At 47.6% G+C, this 15,881-nt stretch carries 13 protein-coding genes; 8 read left to right on the top strand and 5 right to left on the bottom strand.

The window, feature by feature from the left end; translation table 11 throughout:
- Positions 1-20 precede the first annotated feature (20 nt).
- From fsa to dnaA, 5 genes are all read right to left on the bottom strand, one after another.
- Entirely contained in the window at positions 21-665 is a 645-nt protein-coding gene (gene fsa / locus AB1756_06255; protein ID MEW5806928.1) for a fructose-6-phosphate aldolase, read from the bottom strand.
- Positions 662-3,097, bottom strand: coding sequence for a DNA gyrase subunit A (gyrA, locus tag AB1756_06250; GenBank protein MEW5806927.1), 2,436 nt, complete (start codon positions 3,095-3,097; stop codon positions 662-664). The genes fsa and gyrA overlap by 4 nt, the downstream gene beginning before the upstream one ends.
- Before the next feature lie 47 nt (positions 3,098-3,144).
- Positions 3,145-5,568 (bottom strand): DNA topoisomerase (ATP-hydrolyzing) subunit B, encoded by a 2,424-nt coding sequence (gene gyrB / locus AB1756_06245; GenBank protein MEW5806926.1) that lies wholly within the window; start codon positions 5,566-5,568, stop codon positions 3,145-3,147.
- A 31-nt stretch (positions 5,569-5,599) separates the two neighbouring features.
- Entirely contained in the window at positions 5,600-6,712 is a 1,113-nt protein-coding gene (gene dnaN / locus AB1756_06240; GenBank protein ID MEW5806925.1) for a DNA polymerase III subunit beta, read from the bottom strand.
- Between the two features lie 276 nt (positions 6,713-6,988).
- Positions 6,989-8,329, bottom strand: coding sequence for a chromosomal replication initiator protein DnaA (gene dnaA, locus AB1756_06235; protein MEW5806924.1), 1,341 nt, complete (start codon positions 8,327-8,329; stop codon positions 6,989-6,991).
- 276 nt (positions 8,330-8,605) lie between these two features.
- On the opposite strand from dnaA, the gene rpmH reads away from it, so the two are divergent.
- The 8 genes from rpmH (at position 8,606) to rsmG (ending at position 15,775) form a co-directional block, all read left to right on the top strand.
- Entirely contained in the window at positions 8,606-8,740 is a 135-nt protein-coding gene (gene rpmH, locus AB1756_06230) for a 50S ribosomal protein L34 (GenBank protein MEW5806923.1), read from the top strand.
- Positions 8,691-9,104, top strand: a complete 414-nt coding sequence (gene rnpA, locus AB1756_06225) for a ribonuclease P protein component (GenBank protein ID MEW5806922.1) — start codon at positions 8,691-8,693, stop codon at positions 9,102-9,104. The genes rpmH and rnpA overlap by 50 nt, the downstream gene beginning before the upstream one ends.
- Complete coding sequence (gene yidD / locus AB1756_06220; GenBank protein ID MEW5806921.1) at positions 9,091-9,318, top strand: membrane protein insertion efficiency factor YidD; 228 nt, start codon at positions 9,091-9,093, stop codon at positions 9,316-9,318. Before rnpA ends, yidD begins: the two co-directional genes overlap by 14 nt.
- 109 nt (positions 9,319-9,427) lie before the next feature.
- Complete coding sequence (gene yidC, locus AB1756_06215) at positions 9,428-11,134, top strand: membrane protein insertase YidC (protein MEW5806920.1); 1,707 nt, start codon at positions 9,428-9,430, stop codon at positions 11,132-11,134.
- A 21-nt stretch (positions 11,135-11,155) separates the two neighbouring features.
- Positions 11,156-11,815, top strand: a complete 660-nt coding sequence (locus AB1756_06210; GenBank protein ID MEW5806919.1) for a R3H domain-containing nucleic acid-binding protein — start codon at positions 11,156-11,158, stop codon at positions 11,813-11,815.
- A 60-nt stretch (positions 11,816-11,875) separates the two neighbouring features.
- On the top strand, positions 11,876-13,249 hold the full coding sequence (gene mnmE, locus AB1756_06205; GenBank protein MEW5806918.1) for a tRNA uridine-5-carboxymethylaminomethyl(34) synthesis GTPase MnmE: 1,374 nt from the start codon (positions 11,876-11,878) through the stop codon (positions 13,247-13,249).
- Positions 13,249-15,147, top strand: coding sequence for a tRNA uridine-5-carboxymethylaminomethyl(34) synthesis enzyme MnmG (gene mnmG, locus AB1756_06200; GenBank protein ID MEW5806917.1), 1,899 nt, complete (start codon positions 13,249-13,251; stop codon positions 15,145-15,147). Before mnmE ends, mnmG begins: the two co-directional genes overlap by 1 nt.
- Positions 15,113-15,775, top strand: coding sequence for a 16S rRNA (guanine(527)-N(7))-methyltransferase RsmG (gene rsmG, locus AB1756_06195; GenBank protein MEW5806916.1), 663 nt, complete (start codon positions 15,113-15,115; stop codon positions 15,773-15,775). Before mnmG ends, rsmG begins: the two co-directional genes overlap by 35 nt.
- Positions 15,776-15,881 lie beyond the last annotated feature (106 nt).

The following is a 15,881-nucleotide window of genomic DNA, read 5'->3' as shown; positions in this document are numbered from 1 at the left end:
TTTAGCTTGTAGCGGCTTACTCATCTGGGAACCTTTTCCCAGTCCTGCAGGAATCTTTTGATCCCTACATCTGTCAGCGGATGTTTCACCAGGCTTTTGATGACGGAAAAAGGAATGGTGGCTATGTCCGCTCCTGCCAGCGCTGCTTCTACCACGTGACGGGGATGCCTGATGCTGGCAACGATGATCTGCGTCTTGAAACCATAATTAGCGTAGATTTTTTTGACATCTCTGACGATATCCATTCCGTCGTGACTTGCATCATCGAGTCTTCCCACAAACGGGCTGACGTAGGCCGCACCCACCTTGGCGGCCAGGAGAGCCTGGGATGGAGAAAAGATCAACGTGATGTTGGTTTTAATCCCATCCGCAGCCAGTATTTTTACCGTCCTTAGGCCATCTTCCGTGATAGGGATTTTCACGATGATGTTCTTATGGATCCGGGATAACTTCCTGGCTTCGGCGACCATCCCGTCCACATCGAGGCTCAGGACTTCCGCGCTGATCGGGCCATCGACGATGGAGCAGATATCCCTGATGATATCTTCGAATTTGCAACCCGTTTTTGCGACCAGCGTCGGATTTGTCGTGACTCCGTCAAGGATACCAAGCTTCTCTGCCTCCCTGATTTCCTTCAGATCTGCCGTATCGATGAAGAATTTCATTCTTCCTCCTCCTTTTCTACTACTTTGACGACCGAAACGACTTCATCTCCCTCATCCAGTTCAATTAGCCTCACGCCTTGCGTGCTCCTACGGAAGATGCTGATCCCATTGATCCTCATCCTGATGATCTTCCCCTGAAGTGTGATCATCATGACCTGGTCTTCATCCTCCACCGCCATGACGCCCACTACCTTGCCATTCCTCTGGGTGGTCTTGATATTGATGATACCGCTCCCTCCTCTTCCCTGAACCCTGTACTCCTTGATGTCCGTCCTCTTGCCAAACCCCTTCTCGGTCACGGTCAGGATCTGGCGTTGGCCGGAAAGTGCCTCCATCTCGACTAGGTAATCATCCTTTCGCAATCGTATGCCACGCACACCACGCGCAGCACGCCCCATGGGTCTGATCTCTTTCTCATTGAACCGTATCGATTTTCCGCCATGCGTTGCGATAAAGACCTCCCCCTGGTTGTCCGTCAATTTTACGGAAAAGAGGTCATCCTCTTCATCGATGGTCAGAGCTCTGATGCCGCCTGCTCTCGGATTGGAAAAGGCGGTGAGATCCGTTTTCTTCACGAACCCTTTCTTTGTGGCCATCAGGATGAATTTCCCCTCTTCGAATGATTTCACGGAGAGGAGAGCTGCCACCCTTTCTCCCGACGATATGTTGATAAGATTGACAATGGCCTTTCCCTTCCCCGCGGACCCGACCTCCGGGATCTCATGCACCTTCAGCCAGTGCACCTTGCCCGAATCCGTGAAAACCAGGATGTATGAATGTGTCGAGGCGATGAAGAGATGTTCGACGAAGTCCTCTTCCTTGGTTGTCATCCCGATCTTGCCCTTGCCGCCCCTCCTCTGGCTCCTGTAACTGGAGAGGGGACTCCTCTTGATGTATCCGGAATGGCTACAGGTAATGACCATTTCTTCTTCAGCGATCATGTCTTCAAGGGTGATCTCTTTCGTCTCCGCAACGATATGAGTTCTTCTCTGGTCGGCGTATTCCTTCTTAATCCTCTCGATGTCTTCCAAGATGATCTGAAGCACGAGGCGCTCGCTGGCGAGGATCTGCTTCATCTTTTCGATTAGCATCAGAGTCTGCTGATAATCATCGGCAATCTTTTCCCTCTCCAGCCCGGTGAGTCTCTGCAGTTTCATGTCGAGGATGGACTGGGCCTGGATGTCGCTGAAGTTGAACCTTCTGATCAAGGCCTCTTTCGCCTCAGGAGGGGTCTTGGACTTCTTGATGAGATTTATGACTTCATCCAGATGGTCGATGGCGATCTTCAGCCCTTCCAGGATGTGGGCCTTCTCTTCCGCCTTCCTTAGCCCAAAGGTTGTCTTTCTAATGACTACTTCTTTCCTGAAATCGATGAAATGCTTGATCAGCTCCTTGAGCGAGAGAATCTTGGGCTGGTTGTTTACTATTGCAAGGAAGATGGCGCCGAAGGTAATCTGAAGATTCGTTCGTTTGTACAGATTGTTCAGGATGACGGCTGATTGTTCTCCTCTCTTGACCTCCATGACGATTCGGATTCCCTCGCGGTCAGATTCATCCCTGATATCGGAGATTCCTTCAATTCTCTTGTCCTTAATCAGGAGAGCGATCTCCTCAATGAGCTGAGCCTTGTTAACCTGATATGGAATTTCCGTAATGATTATGCTTTCCTTATCCCTTTTTGGATCGACCTCCACCTCGGCCTTAGCCCGTACAACGATCTTGCCCCTACCCGTTTCGTACGCTTCCCGGATGCCATTGATCCCATAGATGTAGGCCCCCGTCGGAAAGTCCGGACCCGGAAGTACTTTCATGAGCTCTTCTGTTGTGACTTCTGGATCGTTGATTACCATCTTTACGGCGTCTATGACTTCACTTAGGTTGTGAGGCGGGATATTCGTCGCCATGCCGACAGCAATTCCCGATGAGCCATTGATGATCAGGTTCGGAAAGGAGGCAGGAAGAACAAGGGGTTCCTGCTCGGAAGCATCGTAGTTAGGCCCGAAATCCACGGTCTCTTTATCGATATCGCTCAGGAGCTCATGGGTGATCTTCTCCATCCGTATCTCGGTATACCGCATTGCCGCAGGCGGGTCTCCATCAACCGAGCCGAAATTCCCCTGCCCGTCTATCAGGCAGTAGCGCAGGGAGAAGTCCTGCGCCATCCTCACGATTGTGTCGTAAACCGCGGCATCGCCATGCGGGTGGTATTTCCCGATGACCTCGCCGACCGTTTTGGCAGATTTCCTGTACGGTTTTTCGTGGTGATTCCCGGCATCGTGCATTGCATAGAGGATCCTTCTATGGACCGGCTTCAACCCGTCCCTGATGTCGGGAAGGGCACGGCCAATGATGACGCTCATCGCATAGTCCATGTAGGACTTCTTCATCTCGTCTTCGATGTTGACCGGGATTCTAGACTCAGTATGATCCATACGTCACAAGCGAAACGATCTCGCCCTCTTTAACAAATTAGCAAACATTAGATGTCGAGGTTCTGAACATCCAGGGAGTTTTCTTCAATAAACTTCCTCCTCGGTTCCACCTGATCTCCCATGAGAACGTTGAAGATCCCGTCGGCTTCGTAGAAATCGTCAATCTTTACTTGCAGAAGCTTTCTCCTGGCAGGATCCATTGTCGTCTCCCAGAGTTGCTCTGGGTTCATCTCACCGAGACCCTTGTACCTCTGGATGACGAGCCCCTTCTTGACCGATTCCATCATGTACTCCAGGAGCTTCTCCCTGTTGTCCAGCTTTGCCTCTCTTCCGTTCTCGCGGACGATGAACGCGCTGTCGTGGACTTCCGAAAGGAGCGTATAAAGCGATTTAATCTTCTTGAACTCGACGGTCGATATGAACTCCAGGTCGATGATCATCTCTCTCTGTCCCTTCGATGCTGATTTCAGGGCGAGTTCGAGAAGATCATGCTCTTCATCCCTGTCGATGCCGAAGATGGTGTGTCCGAGACCTTCGAGGCGCCCTGCAAGCTCTTCCATCTTTTCCTTGCTGCCCAGGTCTTCCTTTTCCCTGATGCCGGACATGAGCGTGGCCTCGACGATATCCTTCCCCGCTCCCCTTCTCTCCATAAGCTCCATCAGACGGTTGTATTCCATCAACCTGAGCAAGAGTTTGTTAAGTGCTTCCCCTTCCACTTTCAGATCTCTTCCGGGAAGAATAACGGCTTTTTCTTCGGTTGCTTTCTGAACCAGTAATTGGCCAAGTTCCCTTTCATCCTGGAGATAGGCTTCTGTTTTCCCCTTCTTAACTTTATAAAGCGGTGGTTGGGCAATGTAGAGATGCCCCCTTTCGATGAGCTCACGCATCTGCCTGAAGAAAAAGGTCAGAAGGAGGGTCCGGATATGAGACCCATCCACATCTGCATCAGTCATGATTATGACGTTGTGGTATCTCAACTTTGAGATATCGTAATCCTCTTTCCCTATCCCTGTCCCAAGCGCTGTGATGATCGTCTTGATTTCATCGCTGGTAAGCATCTTATCGAACCGCGCCTTCTCGACGTTGAGGATCTTTCCTTTGATCGGGAGGATTGCCTGAAATCTTCTATCTCGCCCCTGCTTGGCAGAACCGCCCGCGGAATCTCCCTCCACGATGAAGAGCTCGGACAGCTGCGGGTCCTTTTCCTGACAATCCGCCAGCTTCCCTGGAAGAGAGGCTGAATCGAGAGCTCCTTTCCTCCGGGTCAGTTCCTTGGCCTTTCTTGCCGCCTCTCTGGCCCGCAGCGCCTCCATCGATTTGGAGAGGATATTTCGCGCAACGTCGGGATGCTCCTCGAGATACTCGGCAAGCTTCTCGTTCATCAGCGTTTCCAAAACACCTTTGACCTCGCTGTTTCCGAGCTTTGTCTTCGTCTGCCCTTCGAACTGAGGTTCGGGCACCTTGATGCTGATGACGGCCGTAAGGCCTTCTCTTACATCTTCTCCCTGAAGGGTTATCCCCTTTGCATCCCTGTCATAGCTATCTGCAGAGGATAGATAATTGTTTATAGTCCGGGTCAGGGCCGATTTGAAGCCCGCCAGGTGGCTTCCCCCTTCCATCGTGTTTATGCTGTTGGCGAAGCTGAAGATGTTCTCGCTGTAAGAGTCGTTGTACTGCATTGCGATCTCGACTGCGATTCCGTCCCTCTCCCCGGTGAAGTAGATAGGAGGGTGATGCAGCACTGCGCGATTTTTGTTCAGATGGGATACGAACTCGACAATCCCACCTCTATACTGGAAGATACTCTCTTTATCCCTTCTCTCGTCCTTGACCGTGATTGTGACGCCTCTGTTCAGGAAGGCAAGCTCCCTCATCCGCTGAGTGATTGCGTCGTGACTGATCTCTGTCTCCTCGAAGATGTCCGGATCCGGCTTGAAGCGAATCTTCGTCCCCCGCTTCTTCGTCGTCCCTATCTGCTTGAATTCCGTTACGGGGTTTCCCCGGCCGTAGCTCTGCTGATATACTTTGCCCTCTCGCCAGATTTCCAGATCCAGGGATTCCGAGAGGGCGTTGACAACGGAAAGCCCTACACCATGCAATCCTCCAGAAACCTTGTAGCTCTCCTTATCAAATTTTCCACCTGCATGGAGCTTGGTGAGAACTACTTCCGCCGCAGGCTTATTCTCTTCTTTGTGGGTATCCACCGGTATGCCGCGCCCATTGTCCACTACGGTGATACTGTTGTCGATATGGATAGTTACTTCGATCCTGTCGCAAAAGTTTCCCAGGGCTTCATCGATGCTGTTGTCCACAACTTCATAGACGAGATGATGCAGACCTGCGGTGCCGGTCGTTCCTATATACATCGCCGGTCTCTTCCGGACCGCTTCCAGCCCTTCCAGCACCTTAATCTTCGTCGCATCGTATTCCGAGGAAGGGTCCAGATTCTGTTCTCTTTCTTTCTTTTCCATAACTTGGTTCTCTTACTCTCCCGGCATATCTTTACGTGCTCATCGGCATGACGACGTACTTGTATTGAAATTCTTCTCCATTCTCAGGCTTGAACATCCCATGGCTGCTCTCGTCTTTCAGATTCATGACGATCTGCTCAGAGCCGACGGCTGTCAAGAACTCTGCCAGATATCTAGCGTTGAAATTTATCTTCATCTGTTTCCCGCTGTACTCAGCCTGAATTGTCTCTTCTGCCTCCCCCTGGTCTGCACTGGAGGCTAAGATCTCCATCTTCCCCTCCTCCATGCTGAGGGTAACCCCCTTCATTTTTTCGCTTGAGAATGGGGATACCCTCTTCAGGGCATCCATGAATTCCTGTGTCACAATTCTTATCTTCCTGTCTTCTCGATCTGCCAGGATTTTCATATAATCGGGGAACTCTCCCTCGACGGCATTGGCTATGATCTCTCTGTTCCCAACCTTAAAGAAAAGATGGTTCTCGCTTTCTGAATAGAAGAGAATCTGATTCTCATCGTCAACTTTTAGAAGCTCATGCAGAGCTTTTCTGGGAATAATGGATCGATATATCTTTCCTGATTTTAAGCCTGTTTTTTCATTCTTATGGATGTACGCCAGCCTGTGACCATCCGTTGCAACAAACGTTATTCCGTTTTCGTCAAGTTCCATCAGGGCTCCTCTAAGGGCATATCTTGTATCTTCTGCGGTAATAGCGAATATGACTTTATTAATCATGTGTTTTACGGGAGCCCACTGGAGAGTCACGGCTTGTGAGTAGTCACATTCCTGTATTATAGGAAATTCATCGCTTGCTATTCCGGCTATTCTGTATTTGGTTCGCTCACAATGTATTATCATCCAGTTGTTCTCTTTGAGCTTCATGTTGATCTCTGCATCCGGGGGCAAAAATCTTATGCTCTCGTAAATCTTCTGTCCCAATAATGTAACGGCTCCTTCCGAAGAAACCGTTGCCGGGCAGGAGCTTTTAATCGTTACTTCTATATCCGTCGCGGTGAGCTGGATCTCTCCCTTTATTGCCTTCAATAGGATGTTTGAGAGAATGGGAATGGTTGCCTTTCTTTCTATGACGCCATATACAAGCTGTACCTCTCTTTGAAGATCTGAGGCCTTTACTGTGAGTTCCATATTAGCTCCATATAGTTTATTGTTTAATGAAATTTTGATTGCAGCGATTTATTCATTTTTTCTTTAATCACAACTTAAATAATATTTCTTTTAAGTCATCATAGTAGTCGCAAAAAAGATGTTGAAAAGAGAACAATGCTTTTACTTACATGCCGATTGACTCTGGAAAAATTTTTAAATTTCCTGAAGAAGATTGAAATATTTTACTGCAAAGCGAACAACATCTTTTTTCCACATTAAGAAAAACTTTAATATTTCTTAAAAACATCTTTATCCCTATTTCAAAGAAGAGGTAAAACTGTTAATAAGCTTATTGAAATCTTTATCAGACTCCAGCTTTTCCTCTATCTTCTTGATGGAATGAATTACTGTCGAGTGATGCTTGCCGCCAAACTTTTTTCCTATTTCTGGAAGAGATAGATCAGTAAGTGTCTTGCAGAGATACATGGCGATCTGGCGCGGATAAACGATCTGCTTGGAATTATTCTTAGATTTCAGCTCCGATACCTTTATGTTGAAATAGTTGGCAATGTACTTCTGGATTGATTCGGCTGTAACGAGAGGGGTTTCGTCCTGGAACAAACTCTCAAGAACCTCCTTAGCCAAATCGATGGTAACATCCCTTCCGGAGAAAGAGGTAAAAGCCAATAGCTTTACCAGTGCCCCTTCAAGCTGTCTGATGTTCGATTTGACCCGGCTGGCTATATACATGGAAACATCCTTCGGTATATCGAACTTTTCAGCTTCAGCTTTCTTTTCCAAGATGGCTACTTTGGTTTCGAGGTCAGGGGCCTGGATATCGGCGATGAGGCCCCATTCGAACCGGGACTTGAGCCTTTCTTCGAGGGTGGGGATCTCCTTGGGGGCGCAGTCGCTGGTGATCACGATCTGTTTCTTAGCGTCATAGAGGGCGTTGAATGTATGGAAGAACTCCTCCTGCGTCCTCTCCTTCCCTGCCAGAAACTGAATGTCATCGATCAGAAGGAGCGAAACATTCCGGTATTTATCCCTGAAGGCCTGAGTCCTCTCGAAGCGGATGGCATTGATAAGTTCATTCGTGAAATTCTCCGTGGAGATGTAGATCAACTTGGTGTTTGGGTTTCCACGGTGCACTTCATGGCCGATTGCCTGCATGAGATGAGTCTTTCCGAGACCGACGCCACCGTAAATATAGAGAGGATTGTACTGGGTGGGGACCCTCTTGGCGACAGCCTCGACGACCGCCTTAGCGGCAGCATTTGCAAACTGGTTGCATTTGCTCACCACGAAATTTGAAAATGTGTACTTGGGATTGAGCATCGGCTGAAGCGCTGATTGCGATGGAGGCGTAAGAGAGAAAGCCTTTCTGGAGGGTTCTCTTTCCTTCTGGGCAGCCGCGTTGCTGATGGTGCTCACGAAATCAATCTTCCTCGGCGACTCTTCCATTTCCTGGAGTATTTCTTCGATGGTTGTGCTGTAATTTGTCTTCAGCCACTGTGCAAAAAGCTCATTCGGAACGCTGATCTTCAGCATGCTGTCTTTGTCGGAAATGAATCGAGTGGGACTGAACCAGGTTTCGAACCTGTGGAGGCCGATCTTGTCGCGCAATTTCGTCAAGATTTTGTCCCAGATATTCATTATTAACAGCTTTTCAACATCTGTGGAAAACAAGATTCATAAATCTCTTTTATTTTTAATGACTTACAAACAAAGAGTCTCAGAATGCTCAACAATTTGCTCCGCTCTGTTGCTTCGAGTAATGTTTCATGAATCCTTTCGCATAGCATACATATTGTTCTGTCCTAATCTCAAAATATAAAGAAAAAGCATCCTTATCGGACACTTATTGACATAAAATTTTCATTTTAATATTATAGTTTAATCAATTATTAACATGCAAGCGGAGAATCACTAATGAAGCGGACATTTCAGCCGAATCTAAGGAAAAGAAAGAAGAAACATGGCTTCCGGAAAAGGATGAAATCAAAAGGAGGAATACTTGTCCTCAAGCGGAGACGAAGAAAAGGTAGAAAGAAACTGTCAGCCTGATAGAAGGCCTGATGAAAGATTTCCGCCATCTTTGCGGATAAGGAAAAAAGACGATTTTCGCTTAATCTATTCTAAGGGACAGAAGATCACGTCAGAATCTTTTACGCTATTCATCCTTGGGCAGGGCATCGGAAAAGGAAGGCTAGGAATCACGGTCAGCAAACAACTGGGAAAGGCGCATGCGCGAAACAGGGTCAAGAGGATTCTGCGGGAGATTTTCAGGAAGAATAAGGGGCGGATCGGTAACAAGATAGACATCATTATCAATGCCAGGCCAGGGATAAGAGAAAAGAAATATAGCGAGTTGAGCAATGAGCTCCTGCTGAAACTTGCGCCATACTCGGGTAAAGATGAATCCAGCTAAAATCATCAGAGATGCGATTGTTTTGTTAATCGAAGGGTACCGGAGATTAATATCTCCCGCTCTTCTACCGGCATGCAGATTCTACCCTTCCTGTTCAGAATATGGTATCCAGGCCTTTAAAAAATATGGTGTCATCCAGGGAGGATATTTGACACTGCTCAGAATCATGCGATGCAACCCATTTTCAAAGGGAGGGTTTGATCCTCTCGAGTGAAGAATAGGAATCCGCATTACGGTGAATCTTTCATATAATATGGATTAGATATAGACGGACTAATAAGTATCAAAAGAACTCTTAGAAAATTTGTCATTACTAAAGCCTTATGGAAAAAAGAGCGCTCATTGCCATAGGCATATCATTCGCCATACTTGTCCTATGGCAGTTTGTATTTCCTCCTCCCAAAGATCTTCCTCCCGCCGATAAGATAGAAAAACCAGCGGAAGCAATGGATATGAAAGAGAGTGAGAAGCCGAAGGAGGATACTGCGCAGAGAATCGAGACGGTGCAAGATGCTCCAGCGTCTTTTCAGCCGATAGTCGATAGCGAAGCAAGAGAGATCACCGTAGAGAGCTCACTCTACACCATCAAATTCAGCAATAGAAGAGGCGTGGTCCTGAGCTGGAAACTCAAGGGGTACCGCGACGATACCGGGGAACCTCTTGAACTCGTCTCTCCCGAATCAAAGGTATTCGACATCTATCCGCTGGAGATCAAAACGGGAAGCGAAGAGTTGAACGAAAAGATCCGCGACGCTCTGCTGCGTGTGAAGGTCGAGAAAGGAAAGGTTAATGGAAGGAACCAGCAAAAAGTTGACGGGCAGATAGTCTCCTTCGAATTTGCGGATGAAGAAGGGCTAAGCATAGTCAAGAAGCTTGGAATACCGGACAATGAGTATTTCCCCAGTTTTGAATTTGCAATCTCGGAGCGGGGGGAGAGAATCCCTGCTTCTATCCTCTGGGGCAGTAGCTTTGGAAGCGTGCTGGGAAAGCCGACAAACTATTCCTACGCAGGCCAGTGCATCGCAAGGGTCTCTGGAAAATTATCCAGGGTGGCAAAGAAGAATGTCGAAAATATTAAGACCATCGTCGGCAATGTCACCTGGGCTGGAATGGAGAACCAGTACTTCTGCTCCATTTTCATCCCTCTTTCCTCAGCGGAGAAGGTCGATATACTTGCTGAGAGGAGGAATGTCGGCGAGGGGAAGGAAGAAAAATATCTGGCCATAGCCATGCCCTCACCTGAAAAAGAATATATGCTGTACGTTGGACCAAAAGATTACAGGTTGCTATCGGCAGCGGGGAGCGGGCTCCAGCAGATCGTCAATTTTGGATCGATCTCCTTCATTGCCTGGGTTGCCAAGGGACTCTATTTTTCTCTGGTCTGGCTGTATAACCACACAGTTGCAAACTATGGGATAGGGATCATCCTGATCACCATAGCCATCAGGATCGCCTTTTTCCCGTTGACCCAGAAGTCCTTCGTCTCTATGAAGAAGATGCAGACGCAGATGAAGAAGGTCCAGCCAAAAATCAAATCGATCAAAGAAAGATACCAGAAGAAAAAGAAGATGGATTTTCAATCGCGCCAGAAGATGAACCAGGAGATCATGGACCTGTACAAAAAGGAGGGGATCAATCCCATGGGAGGAATGTCAGGGTGTCTCCCTCTTCTCCTGCAGCTTCCCTTTCTCTGGGCATTTTACAACGTGCTGACGGCTGCCATAGAGCTGCGACATGCCTCCTTCATCCTGTGGATCACAGACCTTTCCGTTGCGGATCCATGGCTGATAACACCGATCCTGATGGGAGGGACCATGCTGATCCAGCAGAAGATGGCAGGAGTGACAACAAGCGACCCGCTCCAGCAAAAGATGATGACCTACTTCATGCCGATCTTTTTTACAATATTCTTCTTGAAAGTCCCGAGCGGGCTCGTCTTGTACTGGCTCGTCAACAATGTCCTTGGCATCGGGCAGCAGTATCTCATCAACAAACAGGCGGCGAGGCTTCTGGCTGAGGGAAAACAGTAAACGTTAAGGGAAAGCATATCTATGGGAGAAGGCAAAGAATTCATCGGGAAGTCGATTCGCGAAGCGCTCAGGGAGGGAGCCAGATGTTACGGTGTCTCCGAGGAGAAATTGAAGTTTTCCATTCTGGAAGAAAGGAAAGATCCTGAAACGGGAGAATTGCTTGAGATGAGGCTTTGGATCGACAGGCCGGAGCCAGATTCCATCCTGTTGACCTCCAGCATGGCTGGAGGTCATTGTGGAATCATAAAATCGGCTGTCGTGGATCTACTCAAGGCCGCCAGGTTGAATCTCGATGCGAATATCTATGAGCATGAAAGCCATTTTGAGATAGATCTTTCCGGAAAGGATCGAGAATTCATCATGGATCGGCACGGTGATTTTCTGGATGCTCTCCAGTACGTCATCACCAAGATGGTATCAAAGAATACCCGAGTCAATAAGAAGATAATCGTCGACAGCGAACGCTTCAGGCAGAAGAGAAGCGAAGAGCTTGTAGAGATAGCGCTGCACGCGGCGGAGAAGGTCAAGAAAATGGGGGAAGATTACCATCTCGGACCACTCAACCCGTACGAGAGACGAGTTATCCATGTTGCACTCTCGCAGATTCCCGGAGTGAAGACGTTCAGCACTGGTGATGGATTCCTGAAGAAGATCACGATCTCGCTCTGCAACGACAAGTGAGTAGTTTTAGTTTCTATTCGCTGCTTTCCATAGTCAGATAAATCAAATAAAATAAAGAATATGATCAGCAATGAGGATACTATCGTTGCCATATCAACACCGCCCGGGAAAGGGGGCATCGGCATAATCCGGATCAGCGGGCATGATGCGCTGAAGATCGCATCCAGAGTTTTCGTCTCGAAGTGGCCTGAAAAAGGGGTTGAACCAAGAAAATTCTATTTTGGGAAAGCAATCGACAGAGATGGAAGATTTCTGGACCATGGTTATTTCGTCTACTTCAAATATCCTGCATCGTTCACTGGCGAGGATACAGTCGAGATCTCCTGCCATGGAAGCCCGTTCATCATGAGGTCCATCCTTGAAGAGATTGCACATGGCGGAGCAAGGATCGCGGAGCCAGGGGAATTTACTATGCGTGCCTTTCTGAACGGAAGAATCGACCTGGTTCAAGCGGAGGCTATCAGAGATCTGGTCGAAGCGAGAACTTCTTTCCAGGCGAGGATAGCTTACGAGCAGATAGAAGGAGAACTTTCAAAAAGGTTGGCGCCATTAAAAGAAAAGCTATTGCATCTGATCGCAGACGCTGAAGCCTCCCTCGATTTTCCGGATGCGGACGGGAATTTCATGTCTCGGGCCGAAATGATGGACGGTTTGAATTTTATTTCTTTGGAAATAAAGAAGTTAGTGGATAGTTACAGGGATGGAAGGGTCATCAGAGAAGGGGCGATCGTCGCCATAGTTGGCTCTCCCAATGTCGGTAAATCCAGCATTTTCAATCAGTTACTTAAATATGACCGGGCGATCGTTACTGATGTTCCAGGCACAACGAGAGATACAGTCGAAGAAATGCTGGATATCGGGGGCATTCCAGTGCGGTTGATCGATACCGCCGGTCTGCGAGAGGGAAAAGATTTCATTGAAAGAGAAGGGGTTCGAAGAAGCAAGGATGCAATCAAGAAATCCGATTTTATCCTGTATGTGATCGATTGCTCCCGGCAGATGACGAAGAAAGAGGCTCACTTCTTCGATGAACTCATCCCGTCAAGAACTCTAATTGTTGAAAGTAAAACGGATTTACCGCATCTTCTAAAAAAGAATGTTATTCCCGGGCGATTCAAATACTCTGTGAGGATATCGGCCAGGACTGGCGAAGGCGTGGCGGAACTGAATAAAATGATAAGAAAAATAATCTCTTCTACCAATGAGGAAGCAACAGGAGAGGCAATTGTCACCAATGTCAGGCAGGGGGAACTGTTAAGGAAAACCCTATCCGCTCTCGAAGAAGCAAACGCTTCCATGAAGAAAAAGGTTTCAGAAGAGTTCATCCTTACCGATCTGAGAAAAGCCCTGGATTTTTTCGGGGAGATTACGGGAAAAGTGTTTTCTGAAGAGATATACGACCGGATCTTTTCAAAGTTCTGTCTGGGTAAGTGATGATAGAAGGAATTTTCAGAGTCATTGTCGTTGGAGGAGGTCATGCCGGGTGTGAGGCTGCGCTTGCAACTGCAAGGATGGGGATTGAAACGGCGCTTGTAACGATGGATCTAGATTCCATCGCCCGAATGTCCTGCAATCCGGCCGTGGGCGGGCTGGCTAAAGGGCATATTGTAAGGGAGATCGATGCTCTCGGGGGGGAAATAGGAAAAATTGCCGACAGGACCGGAATTCAATTCAGGCTTTTGAACAGGAGCAAAGGCCCGGCAGTCAGAGCTCCGCGAGCGCAGGAGGATAAAGAGAAGTATCAGGAAGAGATTAAAAAGATTCTTGTCGGGCAAAAGAATCTCTGTCTGATTGAAGGCGTCGTAGCTGAAATACTGGTGTCGAGTAGCAAGGTTAAGGGTATATTGCTTGAGGACGGACGGATGTTTGCCTCGGAGGCGGTGATCCTTGCAACCGGCACATTCCTTAACGGATTGATCCATATCGGGCTCGATCATTTTCCAGGCGGACGTTACGGAGAAAGGGAATCGGCCCAGCTATCTGGATCATTGAAGATGCTTGGCTTCAGAGTCCAGCGATTGAAAACAGGTACCTCACCCAGATTGAAGAAGGGTTCGATAGATTTCTCCAGATTTGAAGCTCAGGAGGGGGATGAAGAACCAGTATTTTTCTCATATAACACCGATTCTTTTGCGTTACGGCAGGTACCATGTTACATCGCATTTACCAACCCTTCCCTGCATTCTCTTATTCGGGAATCCCTGGATAAATCCCCCTTATATACTGGTATCATCAAATCGAGAGGGCCTAGGTACTGTCCATCAATCGAGGATAAAGTCGTCCGTTTCTCTGATAGAGAAAGGCACCAGATCTTTCTTGAGCCTGAAGGGCTCGCATCTGAAGAGATATATTTAAACGGATTTTCGACCAGTCTTCCCGCTGAAATCCAGATCGAGATGGTTCATGGTATCAAGGGGCTCGAAAGCGCCGAGATCTCGAAATTCGGTTACGCGATCGAGTATGATTTTGTTGATCCGATGGAGCTCCGTCAGACTCTTGAAACTAAAAGGATAGAAAATCTTTATCTGGCCGGGCAGATCAACGGGACCACGGGTTACGAGGAGGCAGCGGCCCTAGGCTTGTTGGCAGGAATCAATGCAGCTCTTAAGTTGAAGAAAGCCGAACCCTTTATCCTTTCACGTTCGGATGCTTATATAGGAGTCTTGATCGATGATCTGGTTACGAAGGGGACGTTGGAACCTTACCGTATGTTCACATCTCGCGCGGAATTCAGGCTACTGCTCGGGATCGATACTGCAGATAAGAGATTAACCTCCAAGGGTAAGTTTCTGGGGTTAGTATGCGATGATAGATACTATAGGTTCGTGAAGAAATGGGAGAGGATTGAGAAACTCAAGAAGGGTATGGTCCAGGTGATGATATCCAGCCGCGATTTCAAACCGTTGCCATCGGAAAATAAGGAGAAGCCTGATCTCTCAGAGAAAAGAGCTTCAGATATTATCAAGAGACCTGAAGTAAAGTTTGCCCATATTGCTTCTGCATTGCAAGAGATCATTCCGGCAGGAATGAAAGATGAAGAGATAAAGATCGTCGAAGAGGAACTTAAATATAGAGGGTACATAGAGCGGCAGGAAAAGGAAGCGTTGCGGATTGCCAGAGAGGAAAAAAAGAAGATACCTCAGGATTTCGTCTTCAGGGGCATTCCGGGCCTTTCTTCCGAGGTGATTGAAAAGCTTGAGAAGGTCAGGCCTGAAAGCCTCGGTCAGGCATCCAGAATATCAGGAGTCACTCCTGCTGCAATATTCATTCTATCAGTCTATCTGAGGAAAAGAGAGATTGAGAGAAAGCGAGAACTTGAGCAGCAGAAATAAAGGCTTTGAAGAGATTTTGGAGAAGACTCTGGAGATGAGGGGCATCTCTGCTAAATGGATTCCGTTTGATCAACTTCATCGTTTTTATACTCTTTTAATCAAATGGCAGAAGACGATTAATCTCACCGCTATAAAAGATCCAGATGAGATAGCAGACAGACACTTTGCAGAATCACTCTTTATTCTGCCACGGATAAGCCGCAGGGGACAGCTGCTCGATATAGGTAGCGGCAACGGCTTTCCCGCACTGCCAATCAAGATTGCATTCCCTGAACTGAAACTTGTTATGGTTGAAGGCAGGAAACGAAAGTGCCATTTCTTGAATGCTGCTGTAAGAGAACTGGGATTGAAAGATGTAGAAATCATCAACTGCAGACTGAACAGGCTTTCAGACATTGCATGGGGGGAGAGATTTGATTATTTGACCATGAGGGGAGTGAGGGTCTCGGCGGACATGCTCATCGACTTTCCATCTATTCTAAAGAAGAATGGAAGAGCATTCATTTATGCAGGCAGAAGCGATCTTTCAGTGCTTGACCAGCCTGAACTCACAGTGAAGCTAAGACATGAAGAGTTTTTACTCCCGGGAAGGCGTTCTTCGTTCGTTTCAGTGATTGAAATTGCCTAATTGTTCCACGTGGAACATCTTTAAAAGCTGGCTGGTTATAGCCTCAAACTTTATCCTTCAGGCCACGGATTAGGTTACTTAACCCGTTGAAATTAAAAGGAAAAAT

Source organism: Acidobacteriota bacterium, assembly GCA_040752675.1.
GTDB lineage: Bacteria > Acidobacteriota > Polarisedimenticolia > JBFMGF01 > JBFMGF01 > JBFMGF01.
Note: the sequence above shows the minus strand (reverse complement) of the source record. Positions and strands in the feature narration are given on the sequence as shown.